The sequence below is a fragment of the Amycolatopsis sp. NPDC048633 genome, from assembly GCF_040650695.1.
Classification (GTDB): Bacteria; Actinomycetota; Actinomycetes; order Mycobacteriales; family Pseudonocardiaceae; genus Amycolatopsis.
In genome coordinates this window covers 1-18,800 of sequence record NZ_JBEZHS010000022.1, presented here as the reverse complement: position 1 = coordinate 18,800, position 18,800 = coordinate 1, and the positions used below count along the sequence as shown (strand labels likewise).

At 71.1% G+C, this 18,800-nt stretch carries 16 protein-coding genes; 10 read left to right on the top strand and 6 right to left on the bottom strand.

The window, feature by feature from the left end; genetic code table 11:
* Positions 1-16: 16 nt before the first annotated feature.
* On the top strand, positions 17-589 hold the full coding sequence (locus AB0C38_RS31545) for a hypothetical protein (protein ID WP_360680506.1): 573 nt from the start codon (positions 17-19) through the stop codon (positions 587-589).
* Here the strand turns inward: AB0C38_RS31545 and AB0C38_RS31540 are convergent.
* Positions 552-998, bottom strand: a complete 447-nt coding sequence (locus AB0C38_RS31540; protein WP_360680503.1) for a MarR family transcriptional regulator — start codon at positions 996-998, stop codon at positions 552-554. The genes AB0C38_RS31545 and AB0C38_RS31540 overlap by 38 nt on opposite strands.
* Positions 999-1,128: 130 nt before the next feature.
* Here AB0C38_RS31540 and AB0C38_RS31535 point away from each other — a divergent pair, with 130 nt between their 5' ends.
* Positions 1,129-1,719 carry a DinB family protein gene (locus AB0C38_RS31535; protein WP_360680501.1) on the top strand — a complete coding sequence of 197 codons (591 nt, stop codon included), beginning with the start codon at positions 1,129-1,131 and terminating at the stop codon, positions 1,717-1,719.
* Between the two features lie 449 nt (positions 1,720-2,168).
* On the opposite strand, the gene AB0C38_RS31530 is transcribed toward AB0C38_RS31535, so the two are convergent.
* A complete protein-coding gene (locus AB0C38_RS31530) occupies positions 2,169-2,702 on the bottom strand; it encodes a methylated-DNA--[protein]-cysteine S-methyltransferase (protein ID WP_360680499.1) in 534 nt (177 codons plus the stop codon).
* A gap of 91 nt (positions 2,703-2,793) precedes the next feature.
* On the opposite strand from AB0C38_RS31530, the gene AB0C38_RS31525 reads away from it, so the two are divergent.
* The gene (locus AB0C38_RS31525; protein WP_360680497.1) at positions 2,794-4,134 is read left to right on the top strand and encodes a S8 family serine peptidase; all 1,341 of its coding nucleotides are present in this window, start codon (positions 2,794-2,796) and stop codon (positions 4,132-4,134) included.
* A gap of 7 nt (positions 4,135-4,141) precedes the next feature.
* Positions 4,142-4,756: a VOC family protein gene (locus AB0C38_RS31520; protein ID WP_360680494.1), complete on the top strand. Its 615-nt coding sequence runs from the start codon at positions 4,142-4,144 to the stop codon at positions 4,754-4,756.
* 58 nt (positions 4,757-4,814) lie between these two features.
* On the opposite strand, the gene AB0C38_RS31515 is transcribed toward AB0C38_RS31520, so the two are convergent.
* On the bottom strand, positions 4,815-6,536 hold the full coding sequence (locus tag AB0C38_RS31515) for an NAD+ synthase (protein ID WP_360680492.1): 1,722 nt from the start codon (positions 6,534-6,536) through the stop codon (positions 4,815-4,817).
* Positions 6,537-6,660: 124 nt separating this feature from the next.
* On the opposite strand from AB0C38_RS31515, the gene AB0C38_RS31510 reads away from it, so the two are divergent.
* Entirely contained in the window at positions 6,661-7,245 is a 585-nt protein-coding gene (locus AB0C38_RS31510; protein ID WP_360680489.1) for a hypothetical protein, read from the top strand.
* 3 nt (positions 7,246-7,248) lie between these two features.
* On the opposite strand, the gene AB0C38_RS31505 is transcribed toward AB0C38_RS31510, so the two are convergent.
* Both AB0C38_RS31505 and secA2 read right to left on the bottom strand, forming a co-directional pair.
* Positions 7,249-7,800 carry a DUF5565 family protein gene (locus AB0C38_RS31505; protein WP_360680486.1) on the bottom strand — a complete coding sequence of 184 codons (552 nt, stop codon included), beginning with the start codon at positions 7,798-7,800 and terminating at the stop codon, positions 7,249-7,251.
* Between the two features lie 79 nt (positions 7,801-7,879).
* A complete protein-coding gene (gene secA2 / locus AB0C38_RS31500) occupies positions 7,880-10,231 on the bottom strand; it encodes an accessory Sec system translocase SecA2 (protein ID WP_360680483.1) in 2,352 nt (783 codons plus the stop codon).
* Between the two features lie 155 nt (positions 10,232-10,386).
* On the opposite strand from secA2, the gene AB0C38_RS31495 reads away from it, so the two are divergent.
* Both AB0C38_RS31495 and AB0C38_RS31490 read left to right on the top strand, forming a co-directional pair.
* The gene (locus AB0C38_RS31495; protein ID WP_360680480.1) at positions 10,387-11,949 is read left to right on the top strand and encodes an alpha/beta hydrolase; all 1,563 of its coding nucleotides are present in this window, start codon (positions 10,387-10,389) and stop codon (positions 11,947-11,949) included.
* A complete protein-coding gene (locus AB0C38_RS31490) occupies positions 11,934-13,388 on the top strand; it encodes an alpha/beta hydrolase (RefSeq protein ID WP_360680477.1) in 1,455 nt (484 codons plus the stop codon). The genes AB0C38_RS31495 and AB0C38_RS31490 overlap by 16 nt, the downstream gene beginning before the upstream one ends.
* On the opposite strand, the gene AB0C38_RS31485 is transcribed toward AB0C38_RS31490, so the two are convergent.
* Positions 13,385-14,047 (bottom strand): LppX_LprAFG lipoprotein, encoded by a 663-nt coding sequence (locus tag AB0C38_RS31485; RefSeq protein WP_360680474.1) that lies wholly within the window; start codon positions 14,045-14,047, stop codon positions 13,385-13,387. The two genes, AB0C38_RS31490 and AB0C38_RS31485, sit on opposite strands and share 4 nt — an antisense overlap.
* 98 nt (positions 14,048-14,145) lie before the next feature.
* Here AB0C38_RS31485 and AB0C38_RS31480 point away from each other — a divergent pair, with 98 nt between their 5' ends.
* The 3 genes from AB0C38_RS31480 (at position 14,146) to AB0C38_RS31470 (ending at position 18,390) form a co-directional block, all read left to right on the top strand.
* On the top strand, positions 14,146-15,426 hold the full coding sequence (locus AB0C38_RS31480; RefSeq protein ID WP_360680471.1) for an MFS transporter: 1,281 nt from the start codon (positions 14,146-14,148) through the stop codon (positions 15,424-15,426).
* A 61-nt stretch (positions 15,427-15,487) separates the two neighbouring features.
* Positions 15,488-16,831 (top strand): type I glutamate--ammonia ligase, encoded by a 1,344-nt coding sequence (gene glnA / locus AB0C38_RS31475; RefSeq protein ID WP_360680469.1) that lies wholly within the window; start codon positions 15,488-15,490, stop codon positions 16,829-16,831.
* A complete protein-coding gene (locus AB0C38_RS31470; protein WP_360680466.1) occupies positions 16,831-18,390 on the top strand; it encodes an amidase in 1,560 nt (519 codons plus the stop codon). The genes glnA and AB0C38_RS31470 overlap by 1 nt, the downstream gene beginning before the upstream one ends.
* Positions 18,391-18,800: the final 410 nt, after the last annotated feature.

Genomic DNA, 18,800 nt, shown 5'->3' with positions numbered 1-18,800 from the left:
GCTTAATGTGTGCCACGTGCGCACGGCTCGGATCGCCTCGGCCCTCCTCATGGGAGTCGCCGTCCTCGCGTATTCCGGCTGGCTGCTGGAGTTCTTCCTGCCGACGGGCGTGTCGCCGGTCCGGGACCCGGTCGAGGCGCTGCTCGGCGGGCCACCGGTGTTCCGGGTCCTGCTCGCCGTCTCGGGGGTCGCTTTCCTGCTCGCCGGGCCGCCGCTGCACCGGCTCGGGCCGGTCCAGTGGACGGCGCGGCTCAGCTCGATCTCGGTGAGCGCGTTCGGGCTGGTCGTGCTGGTCCAGGCCGCCTACCCGGACAGCAGCGACTGGGTTTCGCCGCTGCTCAGCACCGTACTGATGGTCGGGGTGATCAGCCTCGTGCTGTGGTGGCCGCCGGGCTGGCGCACGCTCGCCGTCGCCGGGCTCATCCTGGTGATGGCGACCTGGCTGGCCGTCGTGCTCGCCCGGCAGCTGGACACCTTCGAGGGCGTCTTCACGCGGATCCAGCTCGTGGTGCGCGCGGTGCTCTTCGGCGTGGGCGGGGCGTACGCCTTCATCAAGCCCGCGCCACGACATGCGCCTCGAGGCGGCTGAGCAGCTCCAGCAGCGTCTTGCGCTCGACCGGGTCGAGCACGCTGAACGTCTCGTCGGCGTGCCCGTGCCGGATCTCCTCGATCTCCACGAGCCGCGCGCGGCCGGCGTCGGTGACGGCCAGCAGGCTCGCCCGCCGGTCGGTCGGGTCCGGTTCGCGCCGCAGCAGCCCGTCCCGCTCGAGCGCGTCGACGGCCGAGGTGATGGCCCGGCCGGTGACGCCCAGGCGGCGCTTGACCTCGCCCATCCGCGGCCGGTCGCCGAGCAGGTCGACCATCAGCAGCAGCTGGATCTGGGCCGTCGGCCAGCCGCGCTTGGCGTAGGGCGCGCCCGCGTACCGGCGCAGGACGTGCGTGATGCGCCGCAGCGCGTCGGCCAGCTCCGCGCCGGTGGGGATGTTTTCGGTGGACACGTCCGCGACTCTACCCGCAAAGTACATAGACGAAATTGATACTGACTACTTTGCGCCTGGGGGAAGTTGTGCCGGAAATGTCGGTGGTCGGTGGCAGGATCCGGGGACGAGCGCGAAGGAGCTGATCTCGATGGCGGGAAACGTGCCCCCGGTGGCCGACGAACGTGACGGGCTGCTGCGGTACCTGGAGCAGCAGCGGCACGTGCTCAAGGTGGCCGCCCACGGGCTGACGGACGAGCAGGCGCGGCTCGCGCCGACGAAGAGCGCGCTGACGGTGGGCGGCCTGGTCAAGCACGTGGCTTCGACGGAGGACGGCTGGCTCGACATCATCCTGCAGCTGCCGCAGAAGCCGTTCGACGAGGCGATGGCGGACTACCAGGCGGGATACCGCCTGGGCCCGGACGAGACGCTGGCGAGCGTGTTGGCCCGCTACGACGAGGTGGCGGCGCGCACCGCGGAGCTGATCGCGGGGATCGACGACCTCGGCCAGCCGGTCCCGGTGCCGAAGGGCGTGCCCTGGTACCCGCAGGACGTGCCGGCGTGGTCGGTCCGCTGGGTGCTGCTGCACCTGATCGAGGAGACGGCCCGCCACGCGGGCCACGCGGACATCATCCGCGAGCACGTCGACGGCGGCACGGCGATCCCGTTGATGGCCGCGGCGGAGGGCTGGCCGGAGACCCCGTGGATGAAACCCTGGACCCCCGAACCCCAACCCGCCTAACCCCACCCTGCACGCCCGCCTGCGCACGGCACCCGCCCCGCCCCTCCAGGTACGCGAGCCGACGGCCTGGGTGCGCGAGCCGACCGCCTGGGTGCGCGGGCCGACCCTCCAGGTACGTGAGCCGACCCTCCAGGTACGCGGGCCGACCGCCTGGGTACGTGAGCCGACCCTCCAGGTACGCGGGCCGACTCTCCAGGTACGTGAGCCGACTCTCCAGGTACGTGAGCCGACTCTCCAGGTACGTGAGCCGACTCTCCAGGTACGTGAGCCGACTCTCCAGGTACGTGAGCCGACGGTCCAGGCACGCGTGTCGTCCGTTCGCGACCCGGCTCCGGCCCGGCGGCGAGGCTAGCCGGGCCGTGTCGACCCTTCAATCACGCGTGTCGACCCCTGGATCACGCGAGTCGACCCGCCGATCACGCGAGCCGGCCGTCCGCGCAAGGGCCGAGTCAGAACAACGTCGGCTCGTCCGCCAACGCCCCTTCGATCACGAGCATCCGGCGCTTCGTCGCGACCCCGCCACGAGCCGAAAACCCGCCGTCCTTGCCGCCCGCCGCCAGGACCCGGTGGCACGGCACCACGATCGGGAACGGGTTGTTCCCCATCGCCTGCCCGACCGCCTGCGCCGAGCCCGGCATCCCCAGCCGGTGCGCGATGTCGCCGTAGGTCAGGGTCTTGCCCGGCGGGATCGTCCGCGCGATCTCGTACGCGCGGCGGTTGAACTCCGGCACGCCCGCAAAGTCCAGCGGAACCGAAGTCAGGTCGTCACGCGCGCCGTCCAGCAACGCGACGATCCCGGCCATCGCGGCCTGAACCGGCGCAGGCGGCGAACCTTCGACGGCGTCCGGGAACCGCTGAGCCAGCCGCGCGCGCACGCCGGCGGCGTCGCCTTCGGGCAGCGACGTCCCGATCACGACGTCGTCCCGCCACGCCAGCCCGCACGGCCCGATCGCCGTGCCGAACACCGTGAACCCCGTTGTCATGCGATCAGCCTACGACCGAAGAGGGGTACCGCGGACGCGTTTGATCGCTAGGTTCGGTTTGGGTGGTTTGCCGAGTTCGAGGAGGCTGTCGGTGCGACGCGCGATCCTGGTGGCGACAGCGATGATCGGCCTGAGCGCGGCCCCGGCGACGGCGACAGCCGACCCACTCGTCATGCCGCACGTCGTCGTCGCCCACAACACGGGGTGGGCCGAATGGACCGTCCGCCAAGCGGGCGGCACGGTCGTCGCGAGTTACCCGCAGATCGGCGTCGTCGTCGCGTACACGGCGAAGGACGACTTCGCCGCGAAGGTCCGAAGGACACCGGGCATCGACGCCGTCGGAGCGACGCGCACCGCGAAGATCCCGAAGGAGTTCTTCGCGCCCCGCAAGGACGTCCGCTACACCGGGCCGAACTCGCCGAACTCCGGCCAGGTCCCGCCCGAGGGCACCGCGTGGGACGTCCCGGCGCTGCACCTGCCCGAAGCGCACCAGGTCACCGACGGGAGCAGGCGCACCGTCGTCGGCGTGCTCGACGTCGGGGTCGACGACACCCACCCGGACCTGAAACCGGCCTTCGACGCGAAGAACTCGGTGTCCTGCCTCGCCGGCTGGGCGGACCGCAGCCCTGGCGCCTGGCGGCCGACCCTCGACGGCCACGGCACGCACGTCGCGGGCACGATCGCCGCGGCCCGCAACGGATCCGGCGTCGTCGGGGTCGCGCCCGGCACCAGGATCGCCGCGGTGAAGCTCGCCGAGCTCGACGACACCGAGACGGCCGAAAGCATGGTCTGCGGCTTCGTCTGGGCCGCCGAGCACGGCTTCGCCGTCACCAACAACAGCTACCGCTCGATCCCGTGGCGCTACAACTGCGACGACCAGCCGGACCAGGCCGCGGCCAAGCTCGCCGTCGGCCGCGCGGTCGCCTACGCCCAGCGCCGCGACGTCCTCGTGGTCGCCTCGGCGGGCAACGCCGGGATCGACCTCGACACGCGCTCGGTCGACCGCGAGAGCCCGGCCGACAGCACCCCGGTGGAACGCGCGATCGACCCGACGTGCACCCGGCTGCCGCACGAGCTCCCCGGCGTCGTCGGCACCGGCGCGCTCGACGAAAACGCGCTGAAGGCGAGCTTCTCCAACTACTCCGCTTCCCGGATCAGCGTCGCGGCACCCGGCGCGCGCGTCTGGTCGACCTGGCCGAACGGCGAGTACCGCTCGGCGAGCGGGACGTCGATGGCCGCGCCGCACGCGAGCGGTGTCGCCGCACTGATCGCGAGCGAACATCCGCGCTGGGGCGCCGAGCGGATCAAGCGCGCCCTCTACGCGACCGCGACACCGCTCGAGTGTCCCGACACCGTCTGCCGGCCGACAAACCAAGGGACGACCTACGGCCACGGAATGGTCGATGCGGCGAGCGCCGTCGGCGCGGGATGATGACGCGGTGCTCGATCACCTCGTCTACGCCGGGCCGGACCTCGCCGAGGCCGTCGCCCGCGTCACCGAACTCACCGGCGTCACGCCCGCGCCCGGTGGCAGTCACGTCGGCCTCGGCACCGCCAACCACCTCGCCGACCTCGGCGCCGGGATGTACCTGGAGGTGATCGGCCCGGACCCGGCGCAACCGGAGCCCGAAAACCCGCGCCCCTTCGGCATCGACGACCTGACCGGGCCCGCGCTGGTCGCCTGGGCGGTCCGCACCACGGACCTCGACGCCACGATCAAGAACGCCCGCGCCCACGGCTTCGACCCGGGCGACGCGCGGGAAATGTCCCGCGAGACGCAAGACGGCGAACTGCTGCGCTGGCGCCTGACCCCGCCGAGCACTCCGGGCACGCTCCACCCGTTCCTCATCGACTGGGGTACGACGCCGCACCCGACCACGCGCGGCCTGCCGTCCCTGCCGCTGCTGATGGTGACGGGCACCCACCCGGACCCGGACTCGGTCCTCGCCGTGACGGACGCCCTCGGCCTCGAACTCCTGGTGCGCCGCGCGGCAAAGGCCGGCCTGAGCGCCGCTCTCCGAACTCCCGAAGGCCGCCAGGTCGCGCTCAGCTAAAAAGCCGTGAAGGCCTCCTTACCGGCCCAAGATGCCGGTAAGGAGGCCTTCACGGACTTCAGGCCTTGCCCTCGCGCCACAGGTTGGTCATCGGCAGCCGCCGGTCGCGGCCGAACGCCTTGAACGTGATCTTCGTGCCCGGCGGGTACTGGCGCCGCTTGTACTCGGCCTTGTCGACCATCCGCACCACGCGGTCGATCGTCTCCGGCTCGAACCCCGCGGAAACCAGGTCCGCGTACCCGCGGTCGCCCTCGACGTAGTCGTCGAGGATGTCGTCGAGCAGCGCGTAGTCCGGCAGCGAGTCCGCGTCCACCTGACCCGGCCGCAGCTCGGCCGACGGCGGCTTCGAAATGGAGTTCTCCGGGATCGGCGGCGTCTCGCCCCGCTTCACGGCCTCGGCGTTGCGCCACCGGGCCAGCTGCCACACGTGCGTCTTGAAGACGTCCTTGATCGGGGCGAACGCGCCGACCGCGTCGCCGTAGATCGTGGAGTACCCGACGGCCAGCTCGGTCTTGTTGCCGGTGGCCAGCACCAGGTGACCATCCAAGTTGGACAGTGCCATGAGGAGCATGCCCCGCGTCCGCGCCTGGATGTTCTCCTCGGCCAGACCCGTCAGCGAAAGCTGCTCGACGTACACCCGGACCATGTCCTCCACCGGCTCGACGCGGTAGTGCGCCCCGATCCGCCGCGCGAGGTCGGCCGCGTCGTCCTTCGAGTGGCCCGACGAGTACTTCGACGGCATCGAGACGCCGTAGACGTTGTCGCCGCCCAGCGCGTCCGCGGCCAGCGACGCGCAGACGGCCGAGTCGATGCCGCCGGAGAACCCGAACGTCACCGACGAGAAGCCGTTCTTGTGCACGTAGTCGCGCAGCCCGACGACCAGCGCCGACCACACCTCGGCCTCGTCCGACAGCGGCTCGCTGATCACCGGCTCGGCGGTCGGCTCGTAGGAAGGCAGCGGTTCCGAACTCAGCACCCGGCGCCGGACGTGCAGGCCTTCGAGCTCGCCGTCGCCGGCGTGCCCGCCCGCGGTGAGGTCCATGTCCAGCACGAGCAGGTGCTCGACGAACTGCGGTGCGCGCGCCAGCACCGCGCCGTCCGCGCCGACGACGAGCGAGTCGCCGTCGAAGACGAGGTCGTCCTGGCCGCCGACCTGGTTGGTGTAGACCAGCGGCGCGCCCGCTTCGGCGGCGCGGCGCGCGATGAGCGGCAGCCGCTGCTCGTCCTTCGACCGCTCGTACGGCGACGCGTTCGGCGCCACGACGAGGTCGACACCCGCGCGGCCCAGCGCCGAGATCGGCCCGCCGTCCTGCCAGATGTCCTCGCAGACGACCATGCCGATGTCCAGCCCGTGGAACCGGACGACGTCGAGCTCGGTGCCCGGCTTGAACCAGCGGTGCTCGTCGAACACGCCGTAGTTCGGGAGGTGGTGCTTGAACTGCCGCGCGACGACCTCGCCGCGGTAGAGCGCCGCCGCCGCGTCGCGCGGGCCGACCTCGTCGAGGTCGAGGTAGCCGACGTAGGTCAGCACTTCGCCGCAGCCGGCCTCGTCGAGGCGGCGCGCCAGCGACTCGACGCCCTGCCGGGAGGCGGCGGCGAAGGTCTTGCGCAGCGAGAGGTCCTCGACGGGGTAGCCGGTCAGGGACATCTCGGGGAAGACGACGACGTGGGCGCCGGCTTCGGCGGCCCGGCGGGTCCAGGCGACGTGCAGGTCGGCGTTGCCGTCGAGGTCACCGACGGTGGGGTTGACCTGGGCGAGCGCGATGCGCAGTTGCGGCATACCGCCATTCTGTCCCACGGCCACCCGCTCAGCCGAGCGAATGTGGGCGAAACGCCACGCGGCGCGCGGGCCGTCCGGGTACGTTGCGCCTGATCGGAGGAATCGGACAGGGGGACCACCGAAAATGACGTACCCGCCGCAGCAGCCAGGACCGCCGTACCCGCCGCACGGCCAGTACCCGCAGCAGGGCCAGTACCCGGGCTACCCGCCCCAGGGCTACCCGCCGTCCGGCTACCCGCAGTACGGCGGCCGGCCGCCGAAGAAGGGCAACGGCCTGCTCATCGGCCTGATCGCCGGCGGTGTCGCGTTCCTGCTCGTGGTCGTCTTCGTGATCACCGGCTTCTTCGCGCCGGGTTTCCTGGTCTCGCAGAACGAGCGGCCGGACGGACCCGCCGGGAACAGCCCGCCGCTGGACCTGAACTCGGGCAGCGTCGTCGCGGGGAAGTTCATCCTCGCCGTCTTCGGTGACGACGCGACGGCGGGCCGGGAAGCGGCGTGCGCTTCCGCGGAGGGCGTCGTCGCCAGTGCGGTGCGGACGCTCGGCAGCCGCAACGCCCAGCTCAGTGCCGGCCCGCCGATCCAGGCCGCGGCGAACGAGATCCGCGTGCCGCTGAACGGGACGATCGGCAGCAAGTCGGTGCACGGCGAACTGCGCGTGCTGCGCATCCAGGAGAAGTACTGCATCTCCGAGGTCACCGTGCCGTCGTGACCGCTAGGCCGACGCCTTCGCGTCCCGGTGCTTGAGCTTCGCCATCCGCCCGTCCCGGTGGTGCCAGACGACGCCCTCGAACTCCGGGTGCGCGAGCAGCCACGCCATCAGCCCGTCGAAGTCGCGCGGGACGCCGGCGAACTCCTGCGCGGTCGCGTGCGGGACCAGCCGGTGCGTGCCGAGCTCCTCCGGATCGCCGTTGATCTTCGGCCCGCACAGCTCGTAGGTGCCGGGCGCCGCACCGAAAAGGCGCTCCTGCGCTTCCTCGAAGAACGCCGCGAACGACGACTGCCCGACCGGTTCCCAGCCGACGGTCTTACCCGTCTCCGGATCGGTCTGGACGGCTTCGAAACCGTCCGGCGCGCTCTTGCCCGCCTTCACCTCGCGCCGCGCCCACCAGTCACCGGACTCGTCGAGCCGGACGCAGGTGCCGTCGTACTTGCGGGTGGCCACGCCTTGGCCGTCGAGCACCCACTGGCACGCCGGGTGCACTTCGCGGGTCACACGCCGTAGGTCTTCGGGGTCGCGACGGAACAGCGTCGGGATCTTGCGCATGGCCCCATCCTTCCGTTCGGGGCAAACGAGAAAACCCCCGCCCGGGCTAATCGGGCGGGGGTTTTCCGGGAAGAAGGGGCTACTTCCGCTTGATCATGCTCCGGACCTTCTTGATGGTCTGCTCGAAGTCGGAGTCGAACGGGTTGTCGTGCACGAGGTACGTCCACGTCGTGTTCGCCCGCCGGACGCCCGCCTCGCCGAGGTCGATGCCCTCGTCGGTCAGCTCGGCCTCTTCGAGGGTCTTCGCCGCCCGCGTGTTCGCCTCGTCGATGATCTTGTGGAACTCCGGGATCGCCGCGCGGTGGAACTCGTCGAGCGGCGTCTCGCGCGCCAGCGCCCGGAGGTGGATGCTCTCGCGGACGTCGGTCAGGAACGCCAGGTGGTCGGACCAGAGCTGGTCGACGTGGAACAGCAGCACCTCGCGGCACATCTGCTCCAGCTTCTCCTGGCCTTCTTCGCCGTCGCCGAGCTTCTCCTTCAGCTCGCCGAACTTCTCCTCGTGCGCCTTCTCCAGCTGCTCCGCCGCGTACCCGGTGCGAAGCACCTTGTCGCGGTGCACCAGCAGGTCACGGCGCTGCCGCTCGATCAGCCGCGTGTAGCGCCAGGTGTTGCGGTGGATCTCCAGGTCGACGCCCTCGGCGACGCGCTGGGCGTGGTTGAGCTGCCGCAGCGCCGCGTTGTCGACGATCTCGCCGGTCTCTTCGTCGTCGGTGATGCCCTCGGGCACGTCCGGCGCGTTCGACAGCACGAGCTCGTCGTTCAAGCTCGCGAAGAAGATCGCGCTGCCCGGGTCGCCCTGCCGGCCGGAGCGGCCGCGCAGCTGCCCGTCGAGCCGGCTCGACGGGTACCGCGCGGTGCCGATGACGTGCAGCCCGCCCAGCTCGACGACCTCTTCGCGGGTCGCGCCGTCGGTGCCGCCCAGCCGGATGTCGGTACCGCGGCCGGCCATCTGCGTGGACACGGTGACCGCGCCCTTCTTGCCGGCCTCGGCGATGATCCCGGCCTCTTCGGCGTCGTTGCGCGCGTTGAGCACGACGCACTCGAGGTCGACCTTCGCCAGCTTCTCGGCCAGCTCTTCGGACTCGGCGACGTCCTGGGTGCCGACGAGGATCGGCCGCCCGGTCTCGTGGACCGTGCGGATCTCCTCCTCGATCGCCCGCAGCTTCTGCGACGGCGACGCGAAGACCCGGTCTTCCTGGTCTTCGCGGATGTTCGGGGTGTTCGGCGGGATGACCGCGACCTCGAGCTCGTAGAACTCCCGCAGCTGCTCGGCGACGGCGACCGCGGTACCGGTCATGCCGGCCACCTCGGGATACCGGGCCAGCAGCGCCTGGACGGTGATCGAGTCCAGGATCTCGCCGCGGTCGGTTGCGGTCACCTGCTCCTTCGCCTCGACGGCGGCCTGGAGGCCGTCCGGCCAGCGCTGCAGCTCGGCGACGCGGCCGCGGGCGGCGTTGATGAGCTGGACCTTGCCGTCGCGGACCAGGTAGTCGACGTCGCGGGTGAGCAGCGCGTGCGCGTGCAGCGCGACGTTCACCGCGGGGAGCCGGTCCGAAGCCGTCTCGCCGTAGAGGTCGTCGACCTCCAGGCCGAGCGACTTCGCGACGACGGACGCGCCGGCGTCGGTCAGCCAGGCGTTGCGGCCCTCGCTGTCGGTCTCGTAGTGCAGGTTGAGCCGCAGCCGCCGGACGACCTTCGCGACCTCTTCGTCGGCGTCGGTGTGGTCGATCGAGCCGGCCATCACCAGCGGGACGCGGGCCTCGTCGACCAGCACCGAGTCCGCCTCGTCGACGATCGCGACTTCGGGGTCCGGCTGGACCAGGTCGTCGACCGCGGTGACCAGCCGGTCGCGCAGCACGTCGAAGCCGATCTCGGCGACGGCGCCGTACGTGACGTCCTTGGCGTAGGCCACCTTGCGCTCCTCGCGGGAGTGCGCGGGCTCGACCCACCCGACCGACACGCCGAGCAGGGCGTACACCGGGCCCATCCACTCCGCGTCGCGCCGGGCCAGGTAGTCGTTGACCGTGACGACGTGGCTGCGCTTGCCGCGGATCGCGTAGCCGGCCGCGGCCAGCGCCCCGGCGAGCGTCTTGCCCTCACCGGTCTCCATCTGCACGACGTGCTTGCTGAGCAAGCCCATCGTGCCGAGGATCTGGACGTCGAACGCGCGCTCGCCGAGGGCCCGCCGCGCGGCCTCGCGGCCCAGCGCGCACACCTCGATCAGCTGGTTGTCGCCGAACGCGGTGTCCTTCAGCGTCTCGCGGAGCTTGCCCGCCCGCTCGGTCAGCTCCTCGTCGGAGAGCTTCTCGAGCTCGGGTTCGAGCTTCTCGACTGCGGGCAGCAGTGCTTCGTAGCGGGTCAGCTCGACGCTGCCCGGACGCTGGATGATCCGGCGGAGCCGCTTGCCCACCCGGCTGATCAGTGCTGCCACCCCTGGTCTCCCGTTCTCTCTCGCTCGACCGGCCTGCCCCACCCAACGTGGCGGTGGTGCGTTCGAGTTCCGCGGCCGGATGGGACGATCCAACCGTGTTCCCTCATCCCAGCGCCAGGTCCCGTAGTCGCAGGATCACCGCAATTGCGACATCCGTGCTGCTAGCGGCCTCGCTGACCGCGTGCACGTCCACCGGCAAGTCCGCGCCGCCCGCGCCGACCACCGAATCGCACCAGCCGTCCGGGCCGGTGCCCGCCGGGCTGGAACGGTTCTACGGCCAGAGCCTGACCTGGGCCGAGTGCGCACCTTACGCGACGTCGGAAGACGCGAGGTCGGCGTTCCAGGCGAAAGACGTCCAGTGCGCCCGGCTGACCGTGCCGCTGGACTACACGAAGCCGGCCGGCGACACCGTCACGCTGGGCCTGCTCCGGCACAAGGCGACGGACGAGGGTTCCCGGATCGGGTCGCTGGTCGTCAACCCCGGCGGCCCGGGCGCGTCGGGCATGGTCGCGGCCGCCGGGCTGGTCAAGCCGGTGGCGAGCACCGGCCTCGGCAAGCGCTTCGACCTGGTCGGGTTCGACCCGCGGGGGATCGGCGCCAGCCAGCCGGCCATCCACTGCCTCACCGACCAGGAGCGCGACACCGACCGCGCGGACGACAGCGAAACCGACGGCTCGCCCGAAGGCGTGCTGAAGCAGGAAGCGCAGGAAAAGGACTTCGCCGCGAAGTGCGCCCAGCGCACCGACGACGGCACCGGGATGCTGGCCAACGTCGGCACCCGGGACGTCGTGAAGGACCTGGACGTCCTCCGCTCGGTCCTCGGCGACGAAAAGCTCACCTATCTGGGCTACTCCTACGGCACCCGGATCGGGTCGGCCTACGCCGAGGCGTTCCCGAAGAACGTCCGCGCGATGATCCTCGACGGCGCGGTCGACCCGGAGCAGGACGCGGTCGAGTCGCTGGTCGCCCAGGGCCAGGGCTTCGGGACGGCGTTCACGCAGTTCGCGAAGTGGTGCACCGCCCAGCAGGACTGCGCGCTCGGCCAGGACGCGAACATCGCGGTCAAGGCGTTCCAGGACCTCGTCCGCCCGCTGATCGACTTCCCGGTCCAGGTCGGTGACGGCCGCAAGCTCTCCTACGAGGACGCGACCACCGGCGTCATCCAGGCGCTCTACCAGGAAAGTCTCTGGGACACGCTGAACTCGGGCCTGAACGAGCTGAGGCAGCAGCGCGGCGTGACGCTGGAGAAGCTCGCCGACATCTACAACGAGCGCGACTCCGACGGCCGCTACGGCACCACGCAGGACGCCTTCACCGCGATCCGCTGCGTCGACGACCCGCGCGTCACCGACCCGGCCGTGATCCTCAAGGCGCAGGAGGAGTACGTGAAGGTGGCGCCGTTCCTCGACGACGGCCGCCCGGCGAGCGCGGCCCGCGACGCGTGCGCGTTCTGGCCGGTGCCGAACACGTCGGAGCCGCACGTGCCGAGCGTCGAGGGCCTGGCGAAGACGCTGGTCATCTCGACGACCAACGACCCGGCGACGCCGTACCAGGCGGGCGTCAACCTCGCGAAGGGCCTGAAGGGCGCTTTGCTCACCTTCGAGGGCACGCAGCACACGGTGTTCCTGCAGGGCGTGAAGTGCGTGGACCAGGCGGGCACGGACTACCTCGTCGACGGCACGCTGCCGCCGGAGGGGACCCGGTGCACCGGGCAGTAGGCCTCGCCGCCCTGGTCGTGCTGCTGGCGGCGTGCTCGGGTGCGCCGGAGCCGCCGCCGCGGCCGCCTGACCTGGGGAAATTCACTCAGCAGAAGCTCGCGTGGAGCCCGTGCGGCGAGGCACTGGACTGCGCGCACCTGACCGTGCCGCTGGACTACGCGGCACCGGACGGACCCACCGTCACGGTCGGCTTGCTGCGGCACAAGGCGGCGAAGCAGCGGATCGGGTCGCTGGTCGTCGACCCCGGCGGGCCCGGGGCCTGGGGCACGTCCACGGCGGCGTCGCTGGCGAAGACGCCGGCCGCCGGGCCCCTGCTCGACCGCTTCGACCTGGTCGGCTTCGACCCGCGCGGCGTCGGCACGAGCGAGCCGCGGATCACCTGCCGCACCGACGCCGAGCAGGACGCGGACCGCGCGTCCGACGTCGAAAGCGACATGTCGCCCGACGGCGTGCGAAAGCAGCTCGCCGAGACGACCGCGTACGGCGCGAAGTGTGCCGAAGCGACGAAGTACGGCAAGACGTTCCTCTCGAACATCGGCACGCGAGACGTCGTACGCGACCTCGACGTCCTTCGCGCCGCGCTCGGCGACGAGAAGCTCACCTATCTCGGCTATTCGTACGGGACCCAGATCGGTGCGGCCTACGCCGAGGCGTACCCGCACAACGTCCGCGCGCTGCTGCTCGACGGCGCCGTCGACCCGGCGCAGGGCCTGGTGGAATCGCTGGTCAAGCAGGCCGCGGGCTTCCAGGACGCGCTGAACGAGTTCACGAAGTGGTGCGCGTGCCCGCTCACCGGCGGCACCGAGGGGCTCCAGCGGCTGGTGCGTCCGCTGATCACGAAGCCCATCCCGGCCGGGACGCGGAAGCTGTCGTTCGAGGACGCGATCACGGGCACGTTCGCCGGGCTCTATTCACGCGGCGACTGGCCCGCCCTGAAAGCCGCGCTCGCGCAGGTGGCCCAGGGCAACGGCCGGACCCTGCTGGCCTTCGCCGACGACTACTACCAGCGCGACCGCGACGGCCGGTACAGCGGCGCGATCGACGCGTACTTCGCGGTCCGGTGCGTCGACCACAACCGGCTGACCGACCGCGCCGAGATCGACCGCGCGCACCAGTCGATGCTGGCCGGCGCGCCGTTCCTGGCCGGCGGCACACCCGACACGAGCGAACTGGACATCTGCTCGACCTGGCCGGTCCCGCCGACGTCGGCCGAGCACGCGCCGCGTCCCGAAGGCCTGCCGAAGACGCTGGTCGTCTCGACCACCCATGACCCGGCGACGCCGTACCAGCAGGGCGTCGACCTCGCGAAGGACCTCAAGAGCGCGTTGCTGACCTACGAGGGTGTCCAGCACACGGTGTTCCTCGACGGCAACGCGTGCGTCGATCGCGCGGGCATCGCGTACCTCATCGACGGCACCGCCGCCGACACCCGCTGCTAGCCGAGGTCGACCGGTTCGTTCTGCTTGGTCAGCGACAGTTCGAACATGACCGGGCTGAGGTGGTCGCCGGCCGAGGGCACCTGCACCCAGAGCCGGGCGAACCGCCGGGGTCCGTCCGCGGAGACCCACACCTTGACGATGACGTCGTCGGTGACCTGCGGAAGCACGCTGTGCGCGACGGCCTCGGGCACCCGGCCGCCGACGCGCAGGGCCGCGGCGCCGTCGACGTTCTCCTTGCCCTCGGTCTTGGCGTCGGTCACGCCGTCGAGCAGCCGTTTCAACCCGGCGGACGGGCCGAGGAACCGGCCCACCGCGTACATCTCGGGGAGCCGGCCATGGGCGACGTCGGGGTCCGTGGTGAGCTCGCCGTCCTTGACGGTGAAGCGGAACTTCGTGTGGTCGTCGCCGAACTGGACGTCGGCCGTGCCGGTCGCGGACCCGCCGTCGTCGAGGCTCGCGTCGCCTTCGATCAGCCGGAGCGGGAAGCCCGGCAGCACGCCGTTGACGCCGGCCGCGAAGTGCACGCTGCGCACCGAGGCGAACGACGCCGCGGCGTCGCCGACCAGCTCGGCGCCCGCCGGGAACGGCCCGCGCGTGTCCGGCGATCCGGTGCAGCCCGCCGTCAGCAGGAGCACGAGCAGGAGGGTGAAGCGGGACATGCCCCGAGCCTACTGAGCACGACGGCGTGGCCTGATCCTTACGGATGATGTCCTTCAGGCCACTTTCGGGTCATCGCGCGCGCGATGACACTGCACTGGTGACTGTTGAGACCCGCCCTGCCCCGAAGCTTCACCGCGCCTGGCTGATCGCCGGTGCCGCCTTCGTCGCGCTGCTCGCCTCCGCCGGCTTCCGGTCCGCCCCCGGCGTCCTCATCGACCCGCTCCACCAGGAGTTCGGCTGGTCGACGGCCACGATCAGTTCGGCCGTCTCGGTCAACCTCGTGCTCTACGGCCTCTTCGCGCCCTTCGCGGCCGCGTTGATGGAGCGGTTCGGCATCCGCCGGGTCTCGGCGACGGCGTTGTTCGTGATCGCCGTCGGCGCGGCCGGCACGGTCTTCATGAGCGCGAGCTGGCAGCTGATCCTCTGCTGGGGTGTCCTGATCGGCGCGGGCACCGGCTCGATGGCCATGAGCTTCGCCGCGACCGTGGCGGCCCGGTGGTTCGTCCGCAGCCGCGGCGTCGTCACCGGCGTCCTGACCGCGGCCGGCGCCACCGGCCAGCTGATCTTCCTGCCGCTGATCGCGAACCTCGCGGTCGGCTCGGGCTGGCGGACGGCGTCGCTGGTCATCGCGATCGCGGCGCTCGCCGTCGTCCCCGTGGTCCTGCTGCTCATCCGCGACCACCCCGCCGACGTCGGCACCACGGCCTACGGCGCGCCCGCCGACGCCGAGGTCACTCGCCCCGCCCCGAAGACCGGCTCCGCCCGCCGCGCGCTGAGCGTCCTCAAGACGGCGGCCCGCACCCGGACGTTCTGGCTGCTCGCGGTCGGGTTCGCGATCTGCGGCGCGACGACGAACGGCCTGGTCGGCACCCACTTCGTCCCCGCCGCGCACGACCACGGCATGCCGCAGACGACGGCCGCGGGCCTGCTCGCGCTGGTCGGTGTCTTCGACGTCGTCGGCACGATCTTCTCCGGCTGGCTCACCGACCGCGTCGACCCGCGGATCCTGCTCGGCGTCTACTACGCCCTGCGCGGGCTCTCGCTCGCCCTGCTCCCGCAGCTGTTCACGGACTCGGTGCAGCCGAGCATGTGGGCGTTCATCCTGTTCTACGGCCTCGACTGGGTGGCCACTGTCCCGCCGACGGTCGCGCTCTGCGTCCGCGCGTTCGGCGACGCCGGCCCGATCGTGTTCGGCTGGGTCTTCGCCTGCCACCAGCTCGGCGCCGCGTTCGCCGCGTCGGCCGCGGGCCTGGTCCGTGACCAGCTGGGAAACTACAACCTGGCCTGGTACGCGGCCGCGGTCCTGGCGGTTCTGGCGTCCGCGGCCTCGCTGGCCATCAAGCGGGCGAAGAAGCCCGTTCCGGTGCTCGCGGCCTGACTTCGTCACCCTCGGCGCGTCGTGAAACATCCCGTTAACACGCTGTCGTTAGGGTGCGGCCATGGATCGCCAGCAGGAATTCGTGCTCCGCACGCTCGAGGAGCGCGACATCCGTTTCGTCCGTCTCTGGTTCACCGATGTGCTGGGGTTCCTCAAGTCCGTGGCGGTCGCGCCCGCCGAGCTGGAGGGCGCGTTCACCGAGGGGATCGGCTTCGACGGTTCGGCCATCGAGGGCTTCGCCCGCGTCTACGAATCGGACATGGTCGCCAAGCCCGACCCGGCCACGTTCCAGGTCCTGCCGTGGGAGACCCCGGACGGCGGCCCGTACTCGGCCCGCATGTTCTGCGACATCGCGATGCCGGACGGCTCGCCGTCGTGGGCCGACCCGCGGCACGTGCTGCGGCGCCAGCTGTCGAAGGCGGCTGAAGCGGGCTTCACCTGCTACGTGCACCCGGAGATCGAGTTCTTCCTGCTCTCGACCCTGCCGGACGACGGCAGCGAGCCGGAGCCCGCGGACAACGGCGGCTACTTCGACCAGGCCAGCCACGCCACGGCGACGCACTTCCGCCGGCACGCCATCGAGACGCTCGAGGCGATGGGCATCTCGGTCGAGTTCAGCCACCACGAAGGGGCACCGGGCCAGCAGGAGATCGACCTCCGCTACGCCGATGCGCTGACGATGGCCGACAACGTGATGACGTTCCGCTACGTCGTCAAGGAGGTCGCGCTGACCCAGGGCGTGCGCGCGACGTTCATGCCCAAGCCGTTCACGGACCAGCCCGGTTCCGGCATGCACACCCACATCAGCCTGTTCGAAGGCGACCGCAACGCCTTCTACGACGCCGAAGACCCGCACGAGCTGTCGGAGACCGGCAAGGCGTTCGTCGCCGGCCTGCTGCACCACGCCAAGGAGATCTCCGCGGTCACCAACCAGTGGGTGAACTCCTACAAACGCCTGATCAGCGGCAGCGAGGCGCCGACGACGGTCTCGTGGGGCCGGGCGAACCGCTCGGCGCTCGTCCGGGTGCCGATGTATTCACCCGGAAAGGCGTCATCCCGACGGGTGGAGATCCGTACCCTGGACTCGGCGTGCAACCCGTACCTGGCGTACTCGGTCATCCTGGCCGCCGGGCTCAAGGGGATCGAGAAGGGCTACGAGCTGCCGCCACCCGCCGAGGACAACATCTGGCAGCTGAGCGACTCCGAGCGGCGCGCCGCCGGGTACGCGCAGCTGCCGCAGAACCTGGGGGAGGCGCTGTCGGAGATGGAGAAGTCCGAGCTCCTGCCGGAAGCCCTCGGCGAACACGTCTACGACTTCTTCCTCCGGAACAAACGCGTGGAGTGGGACAACTACCGCAGCGCGGTCACCCCGTACGAGCTCCGAACCCTGCTCCCGGTGCTCTGATGGGGCGGCGGCCGGTGTTCCTCGCGATCCTGGCCGCCGCACTCGTGCTCGTCCCCACGGCACCGGTGGCGTCTGCGTCGTCTTCGAAGTTCGACCTCGACTCGGCCGACATCCCGGCGCTGCAGGCGCGGATGGCGTCCGGCCGGCTCACCGCGGTGGGCCTGACCGGCACTTATCTCGACCGGATCCACCGGGTCGACGGCAAGGTCAACGCCGTCCTGGCGCTGAACCCCGCTGCCTTGAGCCAGGCCGCTGCGAGTGATGCCCGGCGGCGCGCGCACCACCTGCGCGGCCCGCTCGACGGCATCCCCGTGCTGGTCAAGGACAACGTCGACACGCGCGACCAGTGGACGACGGCGGGGTCACGCGCTCTGCGCAGCTACCCGGCGAAGGACGCGACGCTGATCACGCGGCTTCGCGCGGCCGGCGCGGTGATCCTCGGCAAGGCGAACCTGTCCGAGTGGGCGAACTTCCGCGCCGCGAAACCGACCTCCGGCTGGTCGGGCGTGGGCGGGCAGACGAACAACCCGTACGTGCTGGACCGCAACCCGTGCGGGTCGTCCGCCGGGTCCGCGGCCGGCGTCGCCGCGTCGCTGGCCCAGGTGGCGATCGGCAGCGAGACCGACGGCTCGATCGTCTGCCCCGCGGGGATGACGGCGACGGTCGGGCACAAACCGAGCCTCGGCCTGGTCAGCCGCACCGGCGTGGTGCCGATCTCGGCCGAGCAGGACACCGCCGGGCCGATCGCCCGCAACGTCGTCGACGTCGCGCTGACGCTGTCGGTGCTGCAGGGGCGGGATCCCGCGGACCCGGCGACGTCGCAATACCCGAAGTCGCAGCCCACGGACTACGCGAAGCTGCTCAAGCCGGGTGTCCTGCGCGGCGCGCGGATCGGGCTCTGGCGGCTGCCGGTGCTCGGCCCGGCGACGGACGCGGTCATGACGTCCGCACGGAACTCCCTGGTCAAAGCCGGTGCGACGGTCGTCGAGGTGACTCCGCCGTACCAGGCGCGGCTCGGCGAGCTGGAGTTCCCGGCGCTGCTCACGGAGTTCCACCGCGACATCGACGCCTACCTGGCGACCCGCCCGAAGGGGCCGCGGAACCTGGCCGAGCTGATCGCTTACAACCGGGCGGACCCCCTGGAACAGACGTGCTTCGCCGGTCAGGAGCTGTTCGAGCAGGCACTCGCCGCGCCGCCGCCGACCGACCCCGGCTACCTCGCCGGCCGCGCCGAGCTCACTGACCTCGCGAAGCGGTCCCTCGACGAGACGCTGGCGAAGTACCACCTGGACGCGATCGCGTCGCCGACCAACCCGCCCGCGTGGAAGACCGACTGCGCGGTGGGGGACAACGACGTGATCCCGTCGTCGACCCCCGCCGCGGTCGCCGGCTACCCGGACGTGACCGTGCCGGCCGGGTTCGCCGGACCCCTCCCGGTGGGCATCTCGTTCATGGGCGCCCGGTGGTCGGACGCCCGGATGCTCGCGCTCGCGGCGGACTTCTCGCGAGTGGCGCCGGCCCGGGTACCGCCGCGGTACTTGCCGACCTTGCCGTCGTAGGGGTGTTGGATAGGCTCTGACCTGCGTCAATGGCGTTAAGTGACCCCCCTGTTCGGGACCGGTTTCGGGGCATGTAATCTTCTCTTCGTCGCCAGGAACACCGGGTCGCCCCGGGGCCGCAAGCCCCGAAGATCCGGCCGGGCCGAGCGGGTTGACACCGCGGATCGGACCGGGTAATGTTCAGCGTCGGCCCACGAGCGGCCGCCGAATCCCTACGACTAACCTCGTAGACTGAGGCATGCTCGACCAAAAGCTTTGAATATCGCTTGGAACAACTGCCGAGGATATAGCCGCTGATAAGGCGGCGGGTCCAGAGTGTGTTGCTTGAGAACTCAACAGTGTGCTAGTGAACTAAGCCAGTAGAGCTTATGTTTTGAACCTCGTATGAGGTTCCTTTGAGAGCATTAAAT

What these genes read in the sequence shown, in the direction of transcription:
- AB0C38_RS31535 (WP_360680501.1), top strand. Translation starts at nt 1,129, where the DNA reads ATGGCGGGAAACGTGCCCCCGGTGGCCGACGAACGTGACGGGCTGCTG.
- AB0C38_RS31530 (WP_360680499.1), bottom strand. Translation starts at nt 2,702, where the DNA reads ATGACAACGGGGTTCACGGTGTTCGGCACGGCGATCGGGCCGTGCGGG.
- AB0C38_RS31515 (WP_360680492.1), bottom strand. Translation starts at nt 6,536, where the DNA reads ATGCCGCAACTGCGCATCGCGCTCGCCCAGGTCAACCCCACCGTCGGT.
- AB0C38_RS31510 (WP_360680489.1), top strand. Translation starts at nt 6,661, where the DNA reads ATGACGTACCCGCCGCAGCAGCCAGGACCGCCGTACCCGCCGCACGGC.
- AB0C38_RS31505 (WP_360680486.1), bottom strand. Translation starts at nt 7,800, where the DNA reads ATGCGCAAGATCCCGACGCTGTTCCGTCGCGACCCCGAAGACCTACGG.
- AB0C38_RS31485 (WP_360680474.1), bottom strand. Translation starts at nt 14,047, where the DNA reads ATGTCCCGCTTCACCCTCCTGCTCGTGCTCCTGCTGACGGCGGGCTGC.
- glnA (WP_360680469.1), top strand. Translation starts at nt 15,488, where the DNA reads ATGGATCGCCAGCAGGAATTCGTGCTCCGCACGCTCGAGGAGCGCGAC.
- AB0C38_RS31470 (WP_360680466.1), top strand. Translation starts at nt 16,831, where the DNA reads ATGGGGCGGCGGCCGGTGTTCCTCGCGATCCTGGCCGCCGCACTCGTG.